Below are 24,434 nucleotides of genomic sequence, written 5' to 3' on the forward strand. Positions count from 1 at the left end.
CCTCTTTCCCTACACCCCGCCCTTCCGATCTTGACCGGCCGGGGCCGGTCACCGCACCGCACGGCGGGAAGGGCGCCCTCAGCCCACCGGGCCGTCCCCGCCCTCCACCGAGGACCGTGGCGCGCCCGGCTGGGCGGCGGGCGGTGTCCCCTGCGGGACGGCGGGCGGTGCGGAGGGACGGACCTCCGGTGACGCACCCGGCTTGGCCGCCGGAGGCGCGGAGGGCCGGCCGGCCGGTGACGCACCCGGCTTGGCCGCCGGAGGCGCCGACGGGGCGGCGGGAGGCGCGGAGGGGGCAGCGGGTGCAGCGGGGCCGGCGGGCTCCTTCACCCCCGTCCAGTCGGGGGCCGGCCAGCCGCGCCACGGCGAGTACGCGGGGTTGACCACGCACCGGGCCGTGAGCTCGGCCTTGGTGGCCTTGTCCACCGGGCAGGCCTTCACGACGAACTGGCGGGCGATGCCCCCGGGGAAGACCACGCCGGTACGGGCCGAACGCAGTTCACGGGTACCGAGGGTCTCGTCGAGCTCGATGCCGCCAGGGGCGTCGATGTAGTAGTGGTAGGCGGCCGTCTGCTGCCGCAGGGCCTCGCGGTCGTAGGTGGTGGCCACGAACGGCGAGGGTTGCTCCCGGCGGGCGTAGGCCTGCAGGTCGTACTCGCCGTCGCCCACGTCCTCGGGACGCAGGCCGTCCTTGAAGACGGTCTCCGGAGGGCGGTCGTCGCCACGGAAGAGGGCGTTGCAGTTGGAGCGCCAGGCCGGCTCGTCGGGCCTGATCCGGTCGAGGTCGACGCTGGTGTCCGCGGCGGCGTAGAGCCGGTCGGGAACGACGGGGCACCATTCGGGGACGGCCGGGTCGCGTGGAAGACCCGGGGCGACGGCCGCGGCGGCCGTGCAGACGGGGAGTGCGAGCACCCCCAGGGAAAGGGCGGCGGCGCAAAGCCGGCGCAGCGTGCGCAGTGCGATCATATGCCCACGATCACCCCGGTATCGCCCGGTCGCCGGAATGGTCACCCTTGTCGGCGTGTCCCGCCGGAAGACGAAAGAGGCCCCTGCGCATCGTTGTGGGACGCTGCTGGGGCCTCTCGATTCGTCGTGGAGCCAGGGGGTGTGATCCACGACGCCATGGGACGACCGAGCCCGGGTCATGGGGGTCGTTGCTCCACAACTATACGAGACATCGCAGCTGAAACCTCACGATGTGGGAGTGAGGTGGGACACTGACCTTGTAAACGCAGGTTAGCTGTTCATTTGGCGTTCACCGGTCCATGACCCGCATTTCGAACCAGGTGGTCTTGCCGCGTGGCAGCAGATCCACCCCCCAGCGGTCGGCGAGCTTGTCGATCAGGAAGAGACCCCGCCCGCTCACGTCCATCTCGCGCACCGGCATCAGGCAGGGCAGCGCCCGCGAGGGGTCGCGCACCTCCACCCGGATCCAGCCGCGGCGGCGCAGCATGCGCAGGCCGAAGGTACGGGCCCCGGTGTGACGCACGGCATTGCCGACGAGTTCGGAGACGAGTAACTCGACGACGTCGTTGAACTGGGGCAGACCCCAGAGCCGGAGCACCGAACGGCTCAGCCGCCGGGCTGTGGCCGCGGACTCGGGGCGCGAGGAGAGCCGCACCTCGTCCACGGAGGGATTCCCCAACAGATCGAGGGACGTCGCCGCCAGATCGTCGACCGCCGTGGGCGGCCACCCCGCCGCCGGGACCGTTACCCGCTGCGGCTGCTCAGATGCTCCCTGCTGCCCCGCCATGCTCTCATGATGGCCGTACGCGACGGCGGTTCGGGGCGGATCGGGGGAATTGGCGGGGCGGAACGCGTCATTCCGAGTTGCCGTACTGGCATATGTCAAGGGCAATGATGGATCTCACACAACCCTTCCCACCTGCGCGAAGGGGGCGCCGACGACGAACGGTCGAGGAATCCGGCGCAGGTCGCCTTAAGGTCCTCTTAAGGTCGGCTTAAGGCGACCCGACAGGCGCCGGCTGTCACTCAACCGGGTTGGGTCTAGCGGAACTTCGCCTTGCCCGGACCCTCCTCGACGAAGCTGCGCATGCCCGTCGTACGGTCCTCGGTCGCGAACAGCCCTGCGAACAGGTTCCGTTCGATGGTGAGGCCGGTCTCCAGATCGGTCTCGAGACCGGCGTCCACGGCCTCCTTGGCGGCGCGCAGCGCCAGCGCCGGCCCCCGGGCCAGCCGCTCGGCCCAGGCGCGGGCCTCGGCGTACACCTGCCCGGCCGGGACCACCTTGTCCACCAGGCCGATGGTGAGCGCCTCGTCGGCCTTGACCATCCGGCCGGTGAAGATCAGGTCCTTCGCCTTGGCGGGACCCACCAGGCGCGACAGCCGCTGCGTGCCGCCCGCGCCGGGGATGAGGCCGAGCAGGATCTCCGGCTGGCCGAGCTTGGCGTCCTCCGCGGCGACCCGGACGTCGGCGCAGAGCGCGAGTTCGCAGCCGCCGCCGAGGGCGTAACCGGTCACGGCGGCCACCACCGGCTTGGGGATCCGGGCGACCGCCGTGAAGGAGTCCTGCAGTGCGCGGGACCGCACGGCCATGGCCTCGTAATCCATGACCTGCATTTCCTTGATGTCCGCGCCCGCCGCGAACACCTTCTCGCCGCCCCAGATCACGACGGCCCGTACGTCCTCGCGCCGGGAGGCCTCCTCCGCCACTTCGCGGAGCCGGTCCTGGGTCGCGACGTCCAGGGCGTTCATCGGGGGGCGGTCCAGGCGGATGGTGCCGACACCCTCGTCGACCTCGAGATTAACTGTCATGGCCGACGAGGGTATCCGTGAACGCCCGTTTACGCTGCGACGTGCCTCACGGGGCGCGTCAGGAGGCGGGGGTCCACTGGCTCCACGGCAGGTTCCAGCCGTTGAGCCCGTTCCACCACTGCACGGTCTTGTCGTGGGAGTTCTTGACCTGCACGACGTCACCGATCATCGAGTTGTTGTAGAACCACGAGGACGGGGTGTCGCCGTTGCCGCCGCGCACGTCCCGCAGGCCCACGCAGCCGTGGCTGACGTTGGCGTTGCCGAAGGTGCCGGGCGAGGCCCAGTAGTTGCCGTGGATGAAGGTGCCCGAGGTGGTCAGGCGCTGGGCGTTGGGCACGTCCTTGATGTCGTACTCACCGCCGAAGCCCACGGTGTCGCCGTTCATGCGGGTCACCTTGTACCGCTCGGTGATGACCATCTTGCCGTTGTAGGTCGTCGTGCCGGGCCCGCCCGAGGTGATCGGGATGGTCTTCAGCAGGCTGCCGTCGCGGTAGACCTTCATCGTGTGCTTGGCGGCGTCGACGATGCTGACCTGGCTGCGGCCGATGGTGTAGTGCACGTCCTTGGACTGGGTGCCGTAGACGCCCTTCGCGCCCTCGACCCCGTTCAGCCGCAGGGAGAGCGTGATCTTGGTGCCCTTGGCCCAGTACTTCTCGGGACGGAAGTCGACGCGCTGGTCGCCGTACCAGTGGCCGACGACGGGGACCGAGGGGTTCGCGGTCACCTCGATCGCTTCCTGGACCGCCTTCTTGTCGGTGATCGCCCGGTTGAACTTGAGCGAGACCGGCATGCCGACGCCGACCGTCTGGCCGTCCTCGGGGGTGAAGAAGCCGATGAAGGTGTCCTTCGGGGTGACCGTGGTGAAGCTCGCGTGCTTGGCCGACTCGCGGCCCGCGCCGTCCTTGGCTATCGCGTCCACCGAGTACTCGGTGGAGGTGCCGAGCGTCTCGGTCGGCTCCCAACTGCTGCCGTCGGCGGATATCTTGCCCTCGACCGGGTCGCCCTTGCCGCTCTTGACCACGACCGAGGTCAGCTTGCCCTTGCCCGCGGTGACCTTGAGGTCCCCCGTCGTGGCCACCTCGTCGGCCCCGTCCTCGGGCGCGATGGTCACGACGGCCTGCGACTCGGTCGTGTCCCCCTTGCCGCCCTGCGAGGCCGAGGCACCGGGCCTGGCCTTGTCCCCGCCCTTGCTGTCGCCGCTGGCGCTGCCCCCGCACGCACTGACCAGGAGCAGCATCGCCCCCACCGCGAGGGCCAAGGTGGTCCGCCTTGCGCCCGGCGCGCCCTGTATCGCCTTCAACTCACGTCTCCCCAAAACCGGCCCGTGGCCCCGTGGCCCAAGGGTGAGTCCCCCTCACCTAGCGCTTAGAGAACCACACGGAACCGGTGTTGTGGATCCCGGTATTGTCACCGTTCCGTCCCAGTCGCGGGGCCCGCCCTCAGCCGCCGGCCGCCCACTGCTCCCAGGCCATGTTCCAGCCGCCCAGGCCGTTGTCGGGAGCGACGGTGCGGTCGTGGGAGTTGACGACGGTGACGAGGTCGCCGACGAGCGAGTGCGCGAAGAACCAGCCCGCCGGGGTGGCCGTCCCGCCGCCCTTCACGTCGAGCAGGCCGACGCAGCCGTGGCTGGTGTTGGCCGCGCCGAAGGTGCCGGGGGTGGCCCAATAACTGCCGTGCACGAAGGTGCCGGAGCGGGTGAGCCGCATGGCGTGCGGGACGTCGGGGATGTCGTACTCGCCGCCGAAGCCCACCGTGTCCCCGTTCATCCGGGTCAGCCGGAGCTTCTCGGAGATGACCATCGCGCCGTTGTACGTCGGGTTGGACGGGGCGCCCGCCGAGATCGGCAGGACGCGCGTGACCTGCCCGCCGCGGCGCACCGTCAGGGTGTGCGCGGCGGCGTCGACGGTGCTGGTCTGGTCCCGGCCGATGTCGAAGGTGACGTCCTTGGACTGCACCCCGTAGACCCCGGGGCCGGTCTCGACGTCGAGCAGCCGCAGCGAGAGCGTCACCTTCGTGCCGGGGACCCAGCGCTCGCGGGGGCGGAAGTCGAGGCGCCGGTCGCCGAACCAGTGCGGGGCGATCTCGACGGCGGGCGAGGAGGCGACGCGGACGGCGCGCTCGACGGCGGCGCGGTCGGTGACCGGCCGGTTGAAGTCCAGGGAGACGATCATGCCCGTGCCGACCGTCTGCCCGTCCTCGGGGGTGAAGTAGCCGATGAGGGTGTTCTTGGGGACGAGGGTGGTGAACACCTCGTGCTTGGCGGCGCGCCGGCCCCCCGTGTCCTCGGCGACGGCGTCCACCGTGTACTTCTCCGACAGCGACAGCCTGGACCGGGCGTGCCAGCGGGAACGGTCGGCGGTGAACACGCCCTCGACCACCTCCCCCTCCCCGTCCTCGACGTGCACGGAGGTGAGCAGGCCGTCCTCGGCCTCGACCGTCAGCGGGTCGTCCGCCTCCACGTCACGGGCACCGTCCCCCGGAGTGATCCTGATCCTCGCCTCGGACACCTTCGGGGTGTCGTCGGCCACCGCACCGCTGTCCGCCGGCCCGAACCCGAGCCCGCACGCCGTCAGCATCCCCGCCAGCCACATGGCGGTGGCAAGCCCCGCCCCCGCGCGCAGAGCGCGCCGCACCGCAGTCGTCACGCTCGGTCAACGACCGGACGGCCCCGGGGAAACGTCTGCGACGCGTCCGATCGATCACGCGTGTGACGCCGCAGGGTGAACGGGAAGGTAAAGCGGGAGGGCGCGACGCGCGCGCGGAGGGACACCGCGCCGCGCACGGGCACGGCCGGCGCCGGCCGGGTCCGGCGTCCCCCGAGCCGCAGGAGGCGAGCACGTGTCGGAGACGCGCGAGGACGAATCGGTCGACCGGGCCGGAAAGCTGCGCCCGAACGGCCACCGGACCGCCCCCGTGGCCGTGCCGCTGCCGCGCCCGGAGACCGCGCCGGCCGTGCCGGGGCCCGCCGGGGCCGGGGACACGCTGGTGTGGCCGGGCAGCCCGCAGCCCCTGGGGGCACGCTTCCACACCGGCCCCGACGGACGCCCGGGCACCAACTTCGCCCTGTGGGCGGGCGGCGCCGAGTCGGTGGAGCTGTGCCTGTTCGACGACGAGGGGGCCGAGACCCGGGTCCCCCTGACCGAGCTGACCCATGAGATCTGGCACGGCTTCGTGCCCGGGGTCCTGCCCGGCCACCGGTACGGCTACCGGGTCGGCGGCCGCTGGGACCCGTGGACCGGTGCCCGCTGGAACCCGGCCAAGCTGCTGCTGGACCCGTACGCGCGGGCGGTCGACGGCGACTTCACGCTGCCCCCCGAGGTGTACGGCCACGTCCGCGACTGGCCGGAGCAGGAGGTCGCCGACACCGTGCGGGACAACCGCGACTCGGCCCCGTACGTGCCCAAGGGCGTCGTGGTGGACGACGACGACCCCTGGACGGACGACCGCAGGCCCAAGACGCCCTGGGCCGACTCGGTCATCTACGAGCTGCACGTGCGCGGCTTCACCATGCGCCACCCCGGCATCCCGCCCGAACTGCGCGGCACCTACGCCGGGCTGGCGCACCCGGAGGCGATCGAGTACCTCACCGGCCTCGGCGTGACCGCCGTCGAACTGCTGCCGGTGCACCAGTTCGCGCACGAGGACCACCTGCTGCGCCGGGGCCTGCGCAACTACTGGGGCTACAACTCGATCGGCTACTTCGCCCCGCACGCCGGCTACGCCGCCACCGGCACCCGCGGACAGCAGGTGGGCGAGTTCAAGCGGATGGTGCGCGCCCTGCACGACGCGGGGCTGGAGGTGATCCTCGACGTCGTGTACAACCACACCGCCGAGGGGAGTGAGTTCGGGCCCACCCTCTCCCTGCGCGGCATCGACAACCGCGGCTACTACCGGCTGCCGGGCGACGCGCGCCGCTACGCCGACTACACCGGCTGCGGCAACACCCTCCACGTCGTCCAGCCCCAGGTGCTCCGGCTGATCACCGACTCCCTGCGCTACTGGGTGACCGAGATGGGCGTCGACGGCTTCCGCTTCGACCTCGCCGCGGCGCTCGCCCGGTCGATGCACGACGTCGACATGCTCTCCCCCTTCCTCGCCGTCATCGCCCAGGACCCGGTGCTGCGCCGGGTCAAGCTCATCGCCGAGCCCTGGGACGTCGGCTCCGGCGGTTACCAGGTCGGCGCCTTCCCGCCGCTGTGGACGGAGTGGAACGACCGCTACCGCGACACCGTCCGGGACTTCTGGCGCGGCACCCAGCACGACGTGCGCGACCTGGGCTACCGGCTGTCCGGCTCCAGCGACCTGTACGCCTGGGGCGGGCGCCGTCCGTACGCCTCGGTCAACTTCATCACCGCGCACGACGGCTTCACCCTGCGCGACCTGGTGAGCTACGAGCGCAAGCACAACGAGGCCAACGGCGAGGACAACCGCGACGGCACCAACGACAACCGCGCCTGGAACTGCGGGCACGAGGGCGAGACCGACGACCCGGCCGTGGGCGGGCTGCGCCGCCGTCAGCTGCGCAACATGCTCTCGACGCTGCTGCTGTCGACCGGCGTGCCGATGCTGGTGGCCGGTGACGAGACGGGCCGCACCCAGGGCGGCAACAACAACGCGTACTGCCAGGACAACGAGATCAGCTGGCTGGACTGGTCGCTGCCGCAGGATCCGGACTGGGCCTCGCTGCGCGAGCTGACGGCCCGGCTGATCGCGTTGCGTCGCGCCCACCCCGTGCTGCGCAGGAGGGCCTTCTTCTCCGGCCGGCCGCAGTCCGCCGAGGGCCTGCGGGACCTGGCCTGGTTCACCGCGCAGGGCCGGGAGATGACCGACGGCGACTGGTACAGCCCCACGTCCACGCTCGGGATGTACCTGTCGGGCGCCGACATCCCGCACCGCGACGCGCGCGGCCGCCCGGTCACCGACGACAGCTTCCTGGCGGTCTTCCACGCCTCGCACCGCCCGGTCCGCTTCACGCTGCCGGGCGGGCCGTGGGCCCGGGAGTACGAGCTGCTGCTCGACACCTCCCGTGAGGACCAGACGGAAACACCGGGCAGCCGGCACCGCGGCGGGAAGGCGCTGACCGTGCCGGGGAGGACGGTGCTGCTGCTGCGCGCCGTCTGAGGGACGAGACGCGGCGGCAAAGGTGTGGACTCGGCCGATTGGTCCAGTCCACACTGGTCGTCCGTGACCTCCGCACCCCCGCCCTCGCCGCCGTGCGCCTCCGGCCACGCCCTGCCGGCCACCCCCCGGGACCGCCTGTGGTCACGGGGGTTCAGCCTGTACTTCACCGCCCGCAGCGTCGCCATGCTCGGCGACTCGATGCTGCCCGTCGCCCTGTCGGCCGGGCTGCTCCAGCACGGTTACGGCGCCGGCGACATCGGCTACGCCATGGCCTCCTTCACCGCCTGCTTCGCCGGGCTGGTCGTCCTCGGCGGCGTGTTCGCCGACCGGTTCAGCGCCCGCGGCCTGATGATCGGCGCCGACCTGGCGCGGGTCGGCACGCAGTCCCTGGCCGCCTGGCTCTTCTTCTCGGGGCACGTCGTGCTCTGGCAGATCTGCCTGATCGGCGCCGTCAACGGCGTGGCGGGCGCCATGTTCCAGCCAGGGGTGGCCAGCACGGTGCCCCAGGTGGCACGGGACGTCCAGGAGGCCAACGGGGTGGTCCGCACCGCCGAGTCGCTGATGGCGCTGGCCGGCCCGGCGCTCGCCGGCGTGCTGGTGGCCTTCACCTCGGCGGGCGGGGTGTTCGCCGCGCACGCCGCCACGTACGCGGTGAGCGCCGTCTGCCTGCTGCTGCTCCGGCTGCCGGCCCGGACCGCGCGGGAGCCGCAGGACGCCGCCCGGCGCAGCAGCTTCCGGGCCGACCTGGTCGAGGGGTGGCGGGAGTTCCGGGCCCGCACCTGGATGTGGTCGGTGATCGTCATCTGGATGGGCTTCATGATCCTCGTCATGGGCCCGGTCACCCCGCTGGCGGCCGGCGAGATCCTGCCGGCGCACGGCCCGAAGGCGTACGGCCTGGTCTCCTCCGCCCTGGGGGCGGGCACCGCGCTCGGCGGGCTGCTGGCGATACGGCTGCGGCCGGCCCGGCCGCTGCGGGGCGGGGCCGTGGCGCTGTTCGGCTTCGCGCTCTACCCGGCCGCGGTCGGCGCCGGGCTGCCGGTGCCGGCGGTCGCGGCGGCGGTGCTGGTCGCCGGGACGGCCTGGGCGTTCTGGAGTGTGATGTGGGCCACCAGCGTCCAGACCCAGGTGCCCGGCGAGATCCTCAACCGCATCCACGCGTACGAGGTCGCCGGCTCGGTCGCCATGCTGCCCGTCGGGCAGGCCCTCGCGGGGCCGGCGGCGGGTGTCTTCGGGGCGCGCCCGGTGCTGGTGGCCGGTGGTGCGGTGACCCTGCTGGTGTGCGTGGCGCTGCTGGCGGTGCCCGCCGTGCGCGACCTCGGCCGAAAATCCGGATGAGGGTTGTCGGTGGTCGCACGTAGTCTCTGAAACGATGCCTGAGCCAACCAACCAACCCGAGCCCGATCGTTCCCGATCCGCCGTGCGCTCACTGCTGCGCCTGTGGCCGTACGTGAAGCCGATCAGCCACCGGCTGTTCGGTTCCGCGGGCGTGGCCGTGGTCGCGTCGTGCCTGGCGCTGCTGATCCCGCTGGTCCTGAAGTGGATCGTGGACGGCCCGGTCGCCGACCACGAGCCGTCAGGGGTGTGGCTCGGCGGCGGGCTGGTGCTGCTGCTCGGTCTCCTGGAGGCCGGGCTCTTCGGCGTACGGCGCTGGCTGGTGGCGCGCCCCATGGCCGCGCTGGAGGCCGGGATGCGGGCCGAGCTGTACCGGAGGCTGCAGCGCCTGCCGGTGTCCTTCCACGACCGGTGGGGTTCGGGCCAGCTGCTCTCACGGGCCACGAACGACCTGCAGATCCTGCGGATGTTCCTGACCTTCCCGATGGTCTTCCTGGCGGTCAACACGGCCACCATCGCGGCGGGCTTCGGCATCCTGTTCGTGCAGCGCTGGTCGCTGGGGCTGATCCTGCTGGGCCCGGTCGTGCCGCTGGTGATCCTCTGCTCGTACTTCGAGGCGCGCTACCAGGTCGCCTCCCGCACCGCGCAGGACCAGGTCGGCGACCTGACCACGCTGGTCGAGGAGTCGGTGCTCGGCATCCGCATCATCAAGGCCTTCGGCCGGCACCGCAGCCAGGCCGACGCCTTCCGTCGGCAGTCGCGCGAACTGCGCGGCACCGAGCTGCGCAAGGCCGGGCTGCTGGCGGACCTGTGGATGGTGATCACCGCGCTGCCGGACGTGGCGCTGGGCGCGGCGCTGGTCCTGGGCGCGGTGCAGGTCGCCGACGGCGACCTGTCGGCGGGCACGCTGGTCGCCTTCCTGTCCACGGCGCTCGCGCTGCGCTGGCCGGTGGAGTCGCTGGGCTGGCTGCTCTCCTTCAGCAACGAGGCGGCCACCGCCGCCGACCGCGTCTTCGAGGTCCTGGACACCGAGATCCCGCCGGAGACCGGCTCGGGGACGGGGACCGGCCCGGTCGACGGCGAGGACGGGCGGCCCGCCGACGGCATCCGCTTCAGCGCCGTGCGCTTCCGCTACCCCGACGCCCCCGAGGGCAGCCCCGACCTGCTCACCGGGATCGACCTGCACATCCGCAGCGGCGAGACCGTGGCGCTGGTCGGCGCGACGGGCAGCGGCAAGACGAGCCTGACCTCGCTCATCCCGCGGCTGTACGAGCCGACCGGCGGCCGCATCACGCTGGACGGCACCGACGCCGCGCAGCTCACCCGGTCCGCGCTGCGCTCCCTGGTCGCGACGGCCTTCGAGGAACCGACCCTGTTCTCCGCCAGCGTGCGGGAGAACGTGCTCATGGGCGCTCCCGACGCAGGCGAGACGGACCTGCTGCGGGCGCTGGAGATCGCCCAGTGCGACTTCGTCCACAAGCTGCCGCAGGGTGTGGACACCCAGGTGGGAGAGCAGGGCCTGAGCCTGTCCGGCGGTCAGCGGCAGCGGCTCGCACTGGCCCGCGCGGTCGTCGGCCGCCCCCGCTTCCTGGTGCTGGACGACCCCCTGTCCGCGCTCGACGTGCACACCGAGGCCCTCGTCGAGGCGGCCCTGCGCCAGGTGCTGGCCACCACGACGGCGCTGGTGGTCGCCCACCGCCCCTCCACGGTGATGCTCGCCGACCGGGTGGCGCTGCTGTCGGAGGGCCGGGTCACCGCGGTCGGCACCCACCAGGAGCTCCTGTCCTCCTCCGCGGTCTACCGCCGCCTGATGTCCGGCCAGGACGGGAGCGCGCCCGCCGCGCCGGACCGTCCGCAATTCGAAGGGAGCAGCACCCGATGACCTCCGTCGCGGAGTCGCAGCCTGCCGAACAGTCGGCCGACGGGGAACCGGCGGGGCACCGGGAGACCGAGGAGGCCCGGGAGGCCCGGCAAGCCCGGGAGGACGACCTCTTCGACCGGGACCGGCTCCCGGCGCCCGATGGGGCGTCACGCGCCCTGCTGCGGGAACTGGTCGGGCCGCACCGGCGGCGCGTGTGGCTGGCGGCCGTGGTGCTGCTGCTGCAGCAGGCGGCCGTGCAGGCGGGCCCGCTCATCGTCGCGGTGGCCATCGACCGGGCCATCCCGGCGCTGCGCCGCGACGACCACGGCCCGCTGATCGCGGTAGCGGTCGGCTACATCGGCTGCGCCGTCGCCGGCGGTCTCCTGCAGCGGACGTTCGTCCGGCAGGCCGGCCGGGTCTGCCAGGACGTGCTGGTCGACCTGCGCGGCCGGATCTTCCGGCACGCCCAGGCGCTCGGCCTGGACTTCCACGAGCGCTACACCTCGGGCCGGATCATCGCCCGCGCCACCTCCGACGTGGAGTCGATCCGGGAGCTGCTGACCGAGGGCCTCCAGGAGCTGCTGAACGTCGGGTTGTCGGTGCTCTACATCTCGGCGGTCCTGCTGTGGCTGGACTGGGGGCTCGGCCTGTTCGCGCTCGCCACCGCGGTGCCGCTGGTGGTGACCGTCCGGATCTTCCGGCGCCGGTCGGCCACGGTCTACACACGCCGCTCCGCGGCGATCGCCTCCGTCATCGTGCGCTTCACCGAGACGATGAACGGCATCCGGCCCGTACAGGCCTTCCGCCGCGAGGAGGCGAACGACGAGGCGTTCGACGAGCTCAACGCCGCCCACCGGCAGGCCAACGGTGACGCGATCCTGGAGATGGGCCGCTTCACCGTGAGTTCCTGGCTGATCGCCAACACCTCGGTGGCGCTGGTGGTGCTGTGGGGCGCGTACCGCGTCGCCTCCGGCTCGCTCGCGCTGGGCGTGCTCGCCGCCTTCGTGCTCTACCTGCGGCGGCTGTACGCGCCGATCGACCCGCTCGGCATGTTCCTCAACTCCTACCAGTCGGCGGCCGCCTCGCTGGAGAAGATCGCCGGGCTGCTGGCCCAGCGGCCGACGGTGCCCGAGCCGCAGGCACCGCGGGCGCTACCGGCCACGCAGGCGGACATCCCGGGCCGCGAGGTCGCCTTCGAGGGGGTCCGCTTCGCCTACCGCACGGGCGGCGAGGTGCTGCCCCGCTTCGACCTGCGGCTGCCCGCCGGGCAGACGGTCGCGGTGGTCGGCGCCACCGGCGCGGGCAAGTCGACGCTGGCCAAGCTGCTGGCCCGGTTCTACGACCCGACCGACGGCCGGGTCACCCTGGACGGGGTGGACCTGCGCGAGCTGGCCCTGCCGGAGCTGCGCCGCGGGGTGGTGATGGTGACCCAGGAGGCGTTCCTCTTCTCCGGCACGGTCGCCGAGAACATCTCCATCGGCCGCCCGGAGGCCACCCGTGAGGAGATCGAGGGCGCGGCCAGGGCGATCGGCGCCCATGACTTCATCGCGGCGCTGCCCGAGGGCTACGACACCGACGTCCGCAAGCGCGGCGGCCGCATCTCGGCGGGCCAGCGCCAGTTGGTGGCCTTCGCCCGCGCCCTGCTCGCCGACCCGGCCGTGCTCATCCTGGACGAGGCGACCTCCTCGCTGGACGTCCCGGGCGAGCGCGCGGTGCAGCAGGCGATGCGCGAGGTGCTGCGCGGCCGCACCGCCGTGATCATCGCCCACCGGCTGTCGACGGTGGAGATCGCGGACCGGGTGCTGGTGATGGACCAGGGCCGCGTCGTGGAGGACGGCACCCCGGCCGAACTCGTCTCCGGCGCGGGCCGCTTCGCCGATCTGCACCAGGCCTGGCGCGACAGCCTCGTCTGAGCCACCGGCTCCTTCCAGGGCGTGCGAGGCCGGCCGGCCCCGCACGCCCCGGCCGCTTTCCGGCACGCTTCGCCCCGCCCTGTCCGGAATGCGAACCCGACGTCCCCCTCAAAGGACGAATTCGGCCAACTTCTCGCCACGTACATGACACCAAGCCATGAACAGTGGCACTCTTCCCCCCGTCGGCCGTCAGTACGCCCACACACCGCACCGCTTCGTGCTGACGCACCGGCCGAACTCCGCACGTCCCACCCGCACGGCTAGTTCCGCCCGGGCAGCACACCCCGTCTGCCCGGCTGTCCCCGGCCGCCAACCGCGGCCGACGCAGTAGGAGTCCGAGTGAGACGATCCCCCCGCAAGGCAGTCGCGGCCGCCAGTGTGGTCGCCACCGCCGCGTTCATCGCCGTCGGCATACCGGCCACCTCCGCCACGGCGAACGCCGCCCCCCACACGAGCCAGCTCCGCACCGGAGCCCTCGAGGCGAAGCTCACCCCCGCCCAGCGCACCGCGCTCATCAAGAGCGCGAGCGACCGCACGGCCGTCACGGCGCAGTCGCTGGGTCTGGGCAGCAAGGAGAAGCTGGTCGTCAAGGACGTCGTCAAGGACGCCGACGGCACGCTGCACACCCGCTACGAGCGCACCTACGCCGGGCTCCCGGTGCTCGGCGGCGACCTCGTGGTGCACACGCCGGCCAAGGGCACGGGAACGGTCGGCACGACGTTCAACACGAACCAGAGGATCACGGTCGCCTCGACGACGCCGAAGGTCGCCGAGTCCGCCGCGACGACCGCCGCGCTGAAGACCGCCAAGACGCTGAAGGCCCAGGCGCCCGCGGCCGACGACGCCCGCAAGGTGATCTGGGCCGGCCAGGGCACGCCGAAGCTCGCCTGGGAGACCGTCGTGAGCGGCCTGCAGGACGACGGCACGCCGAGCCGGCTGCACGTCGTCACCGACGCCGTGACCGGCAAGGAGCTCTACCGGTACCAGGACATCAAGACCGGCACCGGCAACACCCAGTACAGCGGCCAGGTGTCGCTGACCACGACGCTGTCCGGCTCGACGTACCAGCTGTACGACACGACCCGCGGCGGCCACAAGACGTACAACCTCAACCGCGGCACCTCCGGCACCGGGACGCTGTTCACCGACGCCGACGACGTCTGGGGCGACGGCACCGGCTCCAACACCCAGACCGCGGGTGCCGACGCCGCCTACGGCGCCCAGACGACCTGGGACTTCTACAAGAACACCTTCGGCCGCAGCGGCATCCGCAACGACGGTGTCGCCGCGTACTCGCGGGTCCACTACAGCAGCGGCTACGTCAACGCCTTCTGGGACGACAGCTGCTTCTGCATGACCTACGGCGACGGCTCGGGCAACACCCACGCGCTGACCTCGCTGGACGTCGCGGGCCACGAGATGAGCCACGGCGTCACCTCCGCCACCGCGAACCTCACCTACTCGGGCGAGTCCGGCGGCCTGAACGAGGCGACCTCCGACATCTTCGGCACGGGCGTCGAGTTCTACGCCAACAACAGCAACGACATCGGTGACTACCTCATCGGTGAAGAGATCAACATCAACGGCGACGGCACCCCGCTGCGGTACCAGGACAAACCGTCCCGCGACGGCACCTCGCCGGACAACTGGTACTCCGGCATCGGCAACCTGGACGTCCACTACTCCTCGGGCCCGGCGAACCACATGTTCTACCTGCTCTCCGAGGGCAGCGGCGCCAAGGTCATCAACGGGGTCAGCTACAACAGCCCGACCGCCGACGGCATCGCCGTCGCCGGCATCGGCCGCGCCGCCGCGCTGCAGATCTGGTACAAGGCGCTGAGCACGTACATGACGAGCAGCACCAACTACGCGGCCGCCCGCACCGCCGCCCTGAACGCCGCGACGGCCCTGTACGGCGCCGGCTCCGCCCAGTACGCGGGCGTGCAGAACGCCTTCGCGGGCATCGGTGTCGGCAGCCACGCGCCCGTCTCGGGCGTCACGGTCACCAACCCGGGCAACCAGAGCAGCACCGTCGGCACCGCCGCCAGCCTGCAGATCCAGGCCAGCAGCACCAACAGCGGCGCACTGAGCTACGCCGCGAGCGGCCTGCCCACCGGTCTGTCGATCAACGCCTCCACGGGCCTGATCTCCGGCACCCCGTCCGCCGCGGGCACGTACAACACCACGGTCACGGTCACCGACTCCGCGTCCAAGACCGGCACCGCCTCCTTCACCTGGACCGTCACCACCCCCGGTAGCTGCGCCTCCAGCCAGCTGCTCGGCAACCCGGGCTTCGAGTCCGGCAGCGCCTCCTGGACGGCCACCAGCGGTGTGATCACCAACTCCAGCAGCCAGGCCGCCCACGGCGGTTCGTACAAGGCGTGGCTGGACGGCTACGGCTCGACGCACACCGACACGCTCACCCAGTCGGTGACGATCCCGGCCGGCTGCAAGGCGACCTTCACCTTCTGGCTGCACATCGACTCCGCCGAGACGACCACCAGCACCCAGTACGACAAGCTGACCGTCACGGCCGGGTCGACCACCCTGGCCACCTACTCCAACCTCAACAAGGCCTCGGGCTACACCCAGAAGTCATTCAGCCTGAACTCCTTCGCAGGCTCCACCGTCACCCTGAAGTTCACCGGCACCGAGGACTCCTCGCTGCAGACGAGCTTCGTGGTCGACGACACCGCGGTGAACACCAGCAGCTGATCCCCGTCGGCTGACCGCACACGCCGGGCCCCGGCCGTCGTCAACGACGGCCGGGGCCCGGTCCCGTTCCCGCTTCCGGGGCGTCCGGCTCAGCGCAGCACGCCGGCCGTCATCCCCGTCGCCTCGGGCGGCACCGCGATCAGCCCGAGCTCGGCGACCGAGGCGAGCAGCCGGTGCATCGGCAGCACGCGGACGGTGTAGCCGAAGGGGCCGGTGCGGTCGAGGGTGAGCGGGCCCTCGTAGAGCCAGCGGCCCTCCAGGTCCGGCCGCCCGCCCGGTTTGAGGGAGACCACGGTCGGATCGGCGATCCGGTCGGAGTCGTCGACGCGCCCGGACACCACCTGGACGTCCACGTCCCCGGGCTCCAGGCCGCCGAGGGCCACCTGGACGCGCAGGGTGAGCGTGGTCCCGAGCTCCGGGGAGCCGCCGACCGAGGCACCGGTCTCCACGTGGTCGACCGCGACCAGCGGCCACTGCTCCCGCACCCGCCGCTTCCACGCGGCGAGTTCGACGGACTCCCCGCCGCCCGCGAGGCGGTGGGCGCGGGCGGCGGGCGCGTACAGCCGGGTCACGTACTCGCGGACCATGCGCCCGGCGAGCACCTTCGGCCCCAGGGTGCTCAGGGTGTGCCGGACCATCTCGATCCAGCGGACCGGCAGACCGTGCGTGCCGCGGTCGTAGAACCGGGGCGCGACCTGGTTCTCGACCAGGTCGTAGAGGGCGGCCGCCTCGATGTCGTCGCGGCGGTCGGGGTCGCCGGCCGCGCCGAAGCCGTCCGCGGTGGGGATCGCCCACCCGTTGTTGCCGTCGAACCACTCGTCCCACCAGCCGTCCAGGACGGACAGGTTGAGGCAGCCGTTCAGGGCGGCCTTCATGCCGGAGGTGCCGCAGGCCTCCAGCGGCCGCAACGGGTTGTTGAGCCAGACGTCGCACCCGGGGTAGAGGTGCTGGGCCATGGCCATGTCGTAGTCCGGCAGGAAGACGATGCGGTGCCGCACCCTGGGGTCGTCGGCGAAGCGCACCAGCTCCTGCACCAGCCGCTTGCCGCTGTCGTCGGCCGGGTGCGCCTTGCCCGCGACGACGATCTGGATCGGCCGGGTCGGGTGCAGCAGCAGCTCCATCAGCCGGTCCTGGTCGCGCAGCATCAAGGTGAGCCGCTTGTACGACGGGACCCGGCGCGCGAAGCCGATGGTCAGCACGTCCGGGTCGAGGACGTCGTCGACCCAGCCCAGCTCGGCCGAGCCGGCGCCACGCTGCCGCCAGGAGGCGCGCACCCTGCGGCGCACCTCCCGCACCAGTTGTTCGCGCAGCTCCCGGCGGAGCTCCCAGATCGCGGCGTCGGGGATGCGGAAGACGCTCTCCCAGGTGTCGGCGAGCCCGGTGGTCATCGCGTCCTCGGCGTTCTGGACGCCGGCCTGCCGGGCGCCGAGCCGGAACACCTCGGGCGCGACCCAGGTGGGGGCGTGCACGCCGTTGGTGATGGAGGTGATCGGCACCTCCTCCGGGTCGAAGCCCGGCCACAGCCCGGCGAACATCTCGCGGCTGACACCGCCGTGCAGGGTGGACACGCCGTTGGCGCGCTGCGCCAGCCGCAGCCCCATCACGGCCATGTTGAAGACGTTGGGGTCGCCGCCGGGGTAGGTCTCCATCCCCAGCTCCAGCACCCGCTGGACGTCGACGCCGCGCAGCTCGCCGTCGTCGCCCAGGTGCCGGGCGAGCAGCTCGCGGTCGAAGCGGTCGATGCCGGCCGGTACGGGGGTGTGGGTGGTGAAGACCGTGCCGGCCCGCACGGCCTCCAGGGCGGAGTCGAAATCCAGCCCTTCTCCGTCGGCCGCGAGCTCGCGGATGCGTTCCAGGCCGAGGAAGCCCGCGTGCCCCTCGTTGGTGTGGAAGACCTCGGGCGCCGGGTGCCCGGTCAGCGCGCAGTAGGTGCGCACGGCACGGACGCCGCCGATGCCGAGCAGCATCTCCTGGAGCAGCCGGTGCTCGCTGCCGCCGCCGTAGAGGCGGTCGGTGACGTCCCGTTCGTTGAGGTGGTTCTCCTCGACGTCGGAGTCGAGCAGCAGCAGCGGGACCCGGCCGACCCGGGCCAGCCACACGTGGGCGCGCAGGCTGCGCCCGCCGGGGAGGTCCAGGGCGATCAGGACGGGGCCGCCGTCCTCGTCCCGCAGCAGCGACAGCGGCAGCTCGTTGGGGTCGAGCACGGGGTAGTGCTCCTGCTGCCAGCCGTCCCGGGACAGGGACTGGCGGAAGTAGCCGTGCCGGTAGAGCAGACCGACGCCGATCAACGGCACGCCCAGGTCGCTGGCGGCCTTGAGGTGGTCGCCGGCCAGGATGCCGAGGCCGCCGGAGTACTGCGGCAGCGCCGCGGTGATGCCGAACTCGGGCGAGAAGTAGGCGATGGCGGCGGGGAGTTCCCCGGCCTCGGCGGCGCCCTGGTACCAGCGCGGGTTGCCGAGGTAGTCGTGGAGGTCCTCGACGGCGGTGCCGAGCCGGCGGAGGAACCTGCGGTCCTTGGCGAGGGCGTTCAGCCGGTCCTTCGAGACCGCGCCGAGCAGCCGCACCGGGTCGCCGGCCGCCGCTCTCCAGCCCTCGGGGTCGACGGACTGGAACAGCTCACGGGTCTCGTTGTGCCAGGACCAGCGCAGATTCTGCGCGAGCTCCCCCAGGGGACGTAGTGGTTCGGGCAGGACGGTTCGCACGGTGAATCGACGAATAGCCTTCACATCTCCGACGGTAGCGGCATCTTTCGGTGCGGTGGTGACAACCGGGGCCCCAACACCCCTCGGCCCGGCGCCGCCGCGCGGCACCCGTCGCCTGGCGCACCAGGACGCGCCGGGCGTCCCGACGCACCCGCGCGCGGCCCGGCGGACGCCTCGTCAGCGTGTCGGGCGGCGCCTACGACAGCCGCAGCACGACCCCCGGGCCGGGGCGCACCGCGGGAGCTACGACCGGCGGCCAGGACCGGGGCACGGGCGGGACCCGGCGCCCCGGCGGCCGCGCGCGCCGGGGCGCCGGACGGTGGCCGGTTGTCTGCGTCCGGGCGCCGCCGGGGCGGCCCGGCGCGCAACTTACGCGCCAGTACCCCTTCCCGGGGAGTATTCGACCGTCATCCAATGGGCAGGCTCACCCTTGCGCGACGCGGCGCCGAACCCTCCCACACCACAACTCGTATCCGCCCACCCGAGTGAACGCGGACAGGAGCGGTCATGCCCACAGGCAGGCATCCCAAGGAGCAGATAAAAAGAGCGGAAGGTACCCGTCCGGCCACCCGCACAAACTGGTGAGGCGCAATGATCGGTCGCATCCCCGTCCTGGACGTCCGCCCGCTGGTCGACTGCGGCCGCCGCCCCGCCAAGGCCGTGGTCGGCGAAACCTTCCAGGTCACCGCCACGGTGTTCCGGGAGGGACATGACGCGGTGGCGGCGAACGTGGTCCTGCGCAGCCCCGCGGGACGCTCCGGGCCACGGATCCCCATGCGCGAACTCGCCCCCGGCACCGACCGGTGGGGCGCCGAGGTGACGCCCACCGCGGAGGGCCGCTGGACGTACACGGTGGAGGCCTGGAGCGATCCGGTGGCCACCTGGCGGCACCACGCGGGCATCAAGGTCCCCGCCGGCATCGACACCGAACTGGTCCTCGCCGAGGGGGCCGAGCTGCACGAGCGCGCGGCGGCCGGGGTACCGAAGAAGGACGGCCGGGCCGTGGTGCTGGCCGCGGTCGACGCCCTGCGCGACACCTCCCGTACGGCCGCCGAGCGGCACACCGCCGCCCTCGCACCGGACGTGGTGGCGGTGCTCGACCGGCACCCGCTGCGCGACCTGGTGAGCGCCTCGCGGCCGGCGGCCCTCCAGGTGGAGCGGCAGCGGGCGCTGTTCGGGTCCTGGTACGAGATGTTCCCCCGGTCCGAAGGCGCCGTGGTGGACCCCACGGGCCGCCGGCCACCGAGGTCCGGGACCTTCCGCACGGCGGCCGAGCGACTGCCGGCGATCGCCGCGATGGGCTTCGACGTGGTCTACCTGCCGCCCGTCCACCCGATCGGCGCAGCGTTCCGCAAAGGGCCCGACAACACGCTCGACCCCGGCCCGCACGACGTGGGCTCCCCCTGGGCGATCGGCTCCGCGGAGGGCGGCCACGACGCCGTGCACCCGGACCTCGGGACGATCGAGGACTTCGACTTCTTCGTGGAGCGGGCCCGTGAGCTGCGCCTGGAGATCGCGCTGGACTTCGCGCTGCAGTGCTCGCCGGACCACCCGTGGGTCGGCAAGCACCCCGAGTGGTTCACCACCCGGGCGGACGGCTCGATCGCGTACGCCGAGAACCCGCCGAAGAAGTACCAGGACATCTACCCGATCGCCTTCGACGCCGACTTCAGCGGCATCGTGCAGGAGACCGAGCGGGTGCTGCGGCACTGGATGGACCACGGGGTGCGGATCTTCCGGGTCGACAACCCGCACACCAAACCGGTGGTCTTCTGGGAGAAGGTCATCGCCGACATCAACCGCACCGACCCCGACGTCATCTTCCTGGCGGAGGCGTTCACCCGTCCGGCCATGATGCACACACTGGCCCAGATCGGCTTCCAGCAGTCGTACACCTACTTCACCTGGCGCAACGGCAAGCAGGAACTGACGGAGTACCTGACGGAGCTGTCCGGTGAGGCCGCGGCCTACATGCGGCCCAACTTCTTCGTCAACACCCCGGACATCCTCCACGCCTACCTGCAGCGCGGCGGCCGCCCGGCGTTCGAGGCGCGCGCGGTACTCGCCGCGACCCTTTCCCCCACATGGGGGGTGTACGCCGGATATGAGCTCTGCGAGAACGCGCCGGTGCGCGAGGGAAGCGAAGAGTACCTACACTCGGAGAAGTACGAGCTCAAGCCCCGTGACTGGGCGGCAGCCGAGGCCGAAGGCCGTTCGCTGGCTCCGCTGCTCACCACGCTGAACCGGCTGCGACGCCGCCACCCCGCGCTCCAGCAGCTGCGCGACCTGCGCTTCCACCCCGTGAACAACGACGCGGTGCTGGCGTACTCCAAGCGCTCGGGCGACGGCAGCGACGTCGTACTGGTGGTCGTCAACCTGGACCCGCACCACACCCAGGAGGCGACCGTCTCGTTGAACATGCCGGAACTCGGCCTCGCGTGGCACGAGTCCACCCCGGTGCGCGACGAGCTCACCGGCGAGACCTACCACTGGGGCAGGGACAACTATGTGCGCCTCGAGCCGGGCCGCGCGCCCGCGCACATCCTCACCCTGCGACCTACTCCATCGACAGGAGGGTCACCCACTTGATCGTCAACGAACCCGTACCTGACACGTTCGAAGACACCCCGGCCAAGGACCGGGATCCCGACTGGTTCAAGCGGGCCGTCTTCTACGAAGTGCTCGTACGGTCCTTCCAGGACAGCAACGGCGACGGCATCGGCGACCTCAAAGGGCTCACCGCCAAACTGGACTACCTGCAGTGGCTCGGGGTCGACTGCCTGTGGCTGCCGCCGTTCTTCGCCTCGCCGCTGCGCGACGGCGGCTACGACGTCTCGGACTACACGGCCGTGCTGCCGGAGTTCGGGGACCTGGCCGACTTCGTGGAGTTCGTGGACGCCGCCCACCAACGCGGTATGCGCGTGATCATCGACTTCGTCGTCAACCACACCAGCGACCAGCACGACTGGTTCCAGCAGTCCCGCACGGACCCCGACGGCCCCTACGGCGACTACTACGTCTGGGCGGACGACGACAAGCAGTACCAGGACGCCCGCATCATCTTCGTCGACACCGAGAGCTCCAACTGGACCTTCGACCCGGTACGCAAGCAGTACTACTGGCACCGCTTCTTCTCGCACCAACCGGACCTCAACTACGAGAACCCCAAGGTCCAGGAGGAGATCCTGGCCGCCCTGCGCTTCTGGCTGGACCTCGGCATCGACGGCTTCCGGCTGGACGCGGTGCCGTACCTGTACCAGGAGGAGGGCACCAACTGCGAGAACCTGCCGCGCACCCACGGCTTCCTGAAGATGGTGCGCGAGGAGATCGACGCCCACTACCCCGACACCGTCCTGCTCGCCGAGGCCAACCAGTGGCCCGAGGACGTGGTCGACTACTTCGGCGACTACGCCAAGGGCGGCGACGAGTGCCACATGGCCTTCCACTTCCCGGTCATGCCGCGCATCTTCATGGCGGTGCGCCGGGAGTCCCGCTACCCGGTCTCGGAGATCCTGGCCAAGACCCCGGCCATCCCGCACAACTGCCAGTGGGGCATCTTCCTGCGCAACCACGACGAGCTGACGCTCGAGATGGTGACGGACGAAGAGCGCGACTACATGTACGCGGAGTACGCCAAGGACCCGCGCATGCGGGCCAACATCGGCATCCGGCGCCGGCTCTCCCCGCTGCTGGACAACGACCGCAACCAGATCGAGCTCTTCACCGCCCTGCTGCTCTCCCTGCCGGGCTCGCCGATCCTCTACTACGGCGACGAGATCGGCATGGGCGACAACATCTGGCTCGGTGACCGCGACGCGGTGCGCACGCCGATGCAGTGGACCCCGGACCGCAACGCGGGCTTCTCCTCCTGCGACCCGGGCCGGCTCTACCTGCCGACCATCATGGACCCGGTCTACGGCTACCAAGTCACCAACGTCGAGGCGCAGATGAGCTCGCCGAGTTCGCTGCTGCACTGGACCCGCCGGATGGTGGAGATCCGCAAGCAGAACCCGGCCTTCGGACTCGGTTCGTACACCGAGCTGCCCTCCACCAACCCGGCCGTCCTGGCCTTCCTGCGCGAGTACAAGGACGACCTCGTCCTGTGCGTGAACAACTTCTCGCGCTTCGCCCAGCCCACCGAACTCGACCTGCGGGCCTTCACCGGCCGGCATCCCGTCGAGCTGATCGGCGGGGTGCGCTTCCCGGCCATCGGCGAGTGGCCCTACCTGCTCACCCTCGCCGGTCACGGTTTCTACTGGTTCCGGCTCCGCCGCGACGTGGCGTAGGCGGACCTGCCGGGTGACGGCGACCCGGCGGCCCGGCACGGTTTCGTGCCGGGCCGCCGGGGCAGGCTCCCCCTGCCGGATCCAGCGTCAAATCGGATGCTGTACGGGCCCTTGTCCCTCGTACGCCAAGTACGCCAATTGCTCCACCGGCTCGGATGATATTCGTCCGACACGTCCCACTCGTCGGACCATCGCCGCAGCGCGCCCCTTCACTTAGGGAACCAGCAGGCCCGGCACCCGAGGAAAGGACGTCATGTCGGACACCTCGTGGCTTCGCACCTCAGCAGTCCGGCCGGGGACCACCGTGCCCCCGGCACCGGGACTGCTCTCCGCGCTCGGCCCGCTGCTGCGGGAATGGCTGCCCCGGCAGCGGTGGTTCGCCGGGAAGGGGCGGCCGATCAGCGGCTTCGGGCTGGTCTCGGCCACCGAGCTGCTGCCCGCCGACGGGCGGCTCGGCACCCCAGGACTGCTCCATCTTCTGCTCGACGTCCACCAGGACGTGCAGGAGCGGATGCCGGGCACCGGGCACGGGAAGCCAGCCGACACCTACCAGTTGCTGCTCGGCACCCGGGCGCTGCTGCCGCCCGCGCTGGCCCCGGCGCTCGTCGGGCACGCCGTCGGCGGACCCCTGGACGGCCTCACCATCTACGAGGCGCTGCACGACCCGCGTCTGACGTCCCTGCTGTTGGAGCGGTTGCGGGCGCCCGGCCGCACCGGGCACCTGCGCTTCGGCTCCGAGCCCGCTGCGGCGATCCCGGCGGGGCTGGCGCCGCGGCTGTCCACCGCGGAGCAGTCCAACAGCTCGGTCATCTACGGCGACACGTTCATCCTCAAGCTGTTCCGGCGGGTCGCCCCGGGCCCCAACCCCGACCTGGAGCTGTCGCTCGCCCTCGCGCGGGCCGGTTCGCGGCGCGTCGCGGCGCCCGCCGCCTGGTTCGAGGCGCTGGGCCTGTACGACGAGCCCGCCACGCTCGGCGTGCTGCAGCGTTTCCTGCCCGGTTCCGCCGGGGCCTGGGAACTCGCCCTGCAGGCGGTGGAGGACGGCACGGACTTCTCCGGCGAGGCGCACGCGCTGGGGCGCGCGACCGCGGAGGTCCACCTGGCGCTGGCGCGTGCCCTGCCGACGAGCACCCTGCGCCGTCCGCAGATCGAACTGCTCGCCGCCGCGATGGCCGGACGGCTGGACGCCGCCGCCGCGGCGGTGCCCGCCTTGCGGCCGTACCGCGCGGCGCTGCGGGCCGCCTTCGACGACCTCGCCGCACTCGGGGCGCTCGGCACGACGCTGGCCGCCCAGCGCATCCACGGCGACCTCCACCTCGGCCAGGCCCTGCGGACCGGGCCCGGAGGGTGGGTGCTGATCGACTTCGAGGGCGAGCCGGCGCGGCCGCTGCCCGAACGCCGCCGTCCCGCGTCCCCGGTGCAGGACGTCGCCGGGATGCTGCGCTCCTTCGACTACGCCGCCCGGCACCACGACCCGTCCGCCTCCGGGGCGCCCGAATGGGCCAAGACGCAGCGCGCCGCCTTCTGCGCGGGCTACGCGGAGGCCACCGGGACCGATCCGAGGGACGAGCCCGTCGTCATACGCGCCTACGAGACCGACAAGGCCGTCTACGAAGTGCTCTACGAGGCCAGGCACCGGCCGGCCTGGCTCCCCATCCCCATGGCCGCGGTGCGCCGCCTCGCGCAGCCGCCGCACGGCCGCACCCCCTGACCGGGCGCCCCCACGCCC

14 protein-coding genes are annotated in these 24,434 nt (G+C 72.0%); 8 read left to right on the forward strand and 6 right to left on the reverse strand.

The window, feature by feature from the left end; translation table 11 throughout:
- Positions 1 to 78 precede the first annotated feature (78 nt).
- From ABZ312_RS02730 to ABZ312_RS02750, 5 genes are all read right to left on the reverse strand, one after another.
- Positions 79 to 966, reverse strand: a complete 888-nt coding sequence (locus ABZ312_RS02730) for a scabin-related ADP-ribosyltransferase (RefSeq protein ID WP_500330391.1) — start codon at positions 964 to 966, stop codon at positions 79 to 81.
- 289 nt (positions 967 to 1,255) lie between these two features.
- Positions 1,256 to 1,753 (reverse strand): ATP-binding protein, encoded by a 498-nt coding sequence (locus ABZ312_RS02735; protein WP_499514100.1) that lies wholly within the window; start codon positions 1,751 to 1,753, stop codon positions 1,256 to 1,258.
- A gap of 254 nt (positions 1,754 to 2,007) precedes the next feature.
- Positions 2,008 to 2,775 (reverse strand): enoyl-CoA hydratase/isomerase family protein, encoded by a 768-nt coding sequence (locus ABZ312_RS02740; RefSeq protein ID WP_500330390.1) that lies wholly within the window; start codon positions 2,773 to 2,775, stop codon positions 2,008 to 2,010.
- Positions 2,776 to 2,833: 58 nt separating this feature from the next.
- Positions 2,834 to 4,012 (reverse strand): L,D-transpeptidase, encoded by a 1,179-nt coding sequence (locus tag ABZ312_RS02745; protein ID WP_500330475.1) that lies wholly within the window; start codon positions 4,010 to 4,012, stop codon positions 2,834 to 2,836.
- Positions 4,013 to 4,214: 202 nt separating this feature from the next.
- The gene (locus ABZ312_RS02750) at positions 4,215 to 5,366 is read right to left on the reverse strand and encodes a L,D-transpeptidase (protein ID WP_500436385.1); all 1,152 of its coding nucleotides are present in this window, start codon (positions 5,364 to 5,366) and stop codon (positions 4,215 to 4,217) included.
- A 334-nt stretch (positions 5,367 to 5,700) separates the two neighbouring features.
- Here ABZ312_RS02750 and glgX point away from each other — a divergent pair, with 334 nt between their 5' ends.
- The 5 genes from glgX (at position 5,701) to ABZ312_RS02775 (ending at position 15,717) form a co-directional block, all read left to right on the forward strand.
- Positions 5,701 to 7,896 carry a glycogen debranching protein GlgX gene (gene glgX, locus ABZ312_RS02755; protein WP_500436387.1) on the forward strand — a complete coding sequence of 732 codons (2,196 nt, stop codon included), beginning with the start codon at positions 5,701 to 5,703 and terminating at the stop codon, positions 7,894 to 7,896.
- A gap of 135 nt (positions 7,897 to 8,031) precedes the next feature.
- A complete protein-coding gene (locus ABZ312_RS02760) occupies positions 8,032 to 9,231 on the forward strand; it encodes an MFS transporter (RefSeq protein ID WP_500436389.1) in 1,200 nt (399 codons plus the stop codon).
- Positions 9,232 to 9,265: 34 nt separating this feature from the next.
- Positions 9,266 to 11,110, forward strand: coding sequence for an ABC transporter ATP-binding protein (locus tag ABZ312_RS02765; RefSeq protein ID WP_500436265.1), 1,845 nt, complete (start codon positions 9,266 to 9,268; stop codon positions 11,108 to 11,110).
- The gene (locus tag ABZ312_RS02770) at positions 11,107 to 13,002 is read left to right on the forward strand and encodes an ABC transporter ATP-binding protein (protein ID WP_500436267.1); all 1,896 of its coding nucleotides are present in this window, start codon (positions 11,107 to 11,109) and stop codon (positions 13,000 to 13,002) included. Before ABZ312_RS02765 ends, ABZ312_RS02770 begins: the two co-directional genes overlap by 4 nt.
- Before the next feature lie 339 nt (positions 13,003 to 13,341).
- Positions 13,342 to 15,717 (forward strand): M4 family metallopeptidase, encoded by a 2,376-nt coding sequence (locus ABZ312_RS02775; RefSeq protein ID WP_500330387.1) that lies wholly within the window; start codon positions 13,342 to 13,344, stop codon positions 15,715 to 15,717.
- Positions 15,718 to 15,806: 89 nt separating this feature from the next.
- Here the strand turns inward: ABZ312_RS02775 and glgP are convergent, their stop codons facing one another.
- Entirely contained in the window at positions 15,807 to 18,443 is a 2,637-nt protein-coding gene (gene glgP, locus ABZ312_RS02780) for an alpha-glucan family phosphorylase (RefSeq protein WP_500358370.1), read from the reverse strand.
- A 567-nt stretch (positions 18,444 to 19,010) separates the two neighbouring features.
- On the opposite strand from glgP, the gene ABZ312_RS02785 reads away from it, so the two are divergent.
- From ABZ312_RS02785 to ABZ312_RS02795, 3 genes are all read left to right on the forward strand, one after another.
- Complete coding sequence (locus ABZ312_RS02785; RefSeq protein ID WP_500358371.1) at positions 19,011 to 21,008, forward strand: alpha-1,4-glucan--maltose-1-phosphate maltosyltransferase; 1,998 nt, start codon at positions 19,011 to 19,013, stop codon at positions 21,006 to 21,008.
- The gene (treS, locus tag ABZ312_RS02790) at positions 21,005 to 22,705 is read left to right on the forward strand and encodes a maltose alpha-D-glucosyltransferase (protein WP_499514093.1); all 1,701 of its coding nucleotides are present in this window, start codon (positions 21,005 to 21,007) and stop codon (positions 22,703 to 22,705) included. Before ABZ312_RS02785 ends, treS begins: the two co-directional genes overlap by 4 nt.
- Before the next feature lie 253 nt (positions 22,706 to 22,958).
- Positions 22,959 to 24,416: a maltokinase N-terminal cap-like domain-containing protein gene (locus ABZ312_RS02795; RefSeq protein ID WP_500358372.1), complete on the forward strand. Its 1,458-nt coding sequence runs from the start codon at positions 22,959 to 22,961 to the stop codon at positions 24,414 to 24,416.
- Positions 24,417 to 24,434 lie beyond the last annotated feature (18 nt).

The organism is Streptomyces sp. NPDC006207, assembly GCF_040613835.1.
Lineage (GTDB): Bacteria > Actinomycetota > Actinomycetes > Streptomycetales > Streptomycetaceae > Actinacidiphila.